Here is an 830-nt window from a genome sequence, read left to right as displayed (position 1 = left end):
GCGAGGGCTGATTTACAACCGACAAGTCAACGCAGGTTGTCTCCAGAATCGCAAAGCCAGCAACCAGAAATCACCGTTTTGCAGAACATCGCCGTGTTGTTTCGGCACGAACATCATCGCTCTTTTGGATTCAGGCTTTACAAGCGTTGCACTGTTTAACAGCTGTTGTAGAAGTAACAGCCATGGGTTTTCAGTTGTATCAGTATCGCCATTTCTCCGGCAAATTTTTCACATCTGGCTTTTCGTACTAGGTTGTTTTAAAGTCAGTTTATGTTTTGAGCTGGCCGCATTTGCAAACTGGCGGTGGCAGCAAAGCTGAGGTCGTTCATCTCTGCGGTATCTAACAATCGCATTAAATCGCTCGCAGGCTCGCTGGGACGCTAACACGTGGGCTGCGTCACTTCGTTCCTAATTTTAGCCCACGTGTTATCGCCCTTTATGCGGGTGTTATGTGTTTTGAGGTAGACAAATAATTAAACGGATTTTTTTAACAGTTATTTTTTTCTTAGTTGTAATGCCCGCTTATTCTTATGGTACAGCGTCAGGCTGCAATTCAGAATGCCAGGAACTTGCTAGAAATATTTCGTCTAACAATCCTTTGATTGGGTTAAGCTACCTCTTTGCTCCAATTGTAGGACTAGTAGTGTTCATTGAATGGAAGGGAAAACCAAATAGAGTAAGCTCAGGGCAACACCAGTCTTTAGCAAAATTGTTATATACCCTTGCGCTCATTTCGCTGATTTTATTGCTTTTGTTATAGACAAACACACATAACAATCGCATTAAATCGCTCGCAAGCTCGCTGGGACGCTAACGCATGGGCAGCGTCA

The sequence above is a fragment of the Alteromonas confluentis genome, from assembly GCF_001757105.1.
In the GTDB taxonomy this organism is placed as follows: domain Bacteria; phylum Pseudomonadota; class Gammaproteobacteria; order Enterobacterales; family Alteromonadaceae; genus Alteromonas; species Alteromonas confluentis.
Note: the sequence above shows the minus strand (reverse complement) of the source record.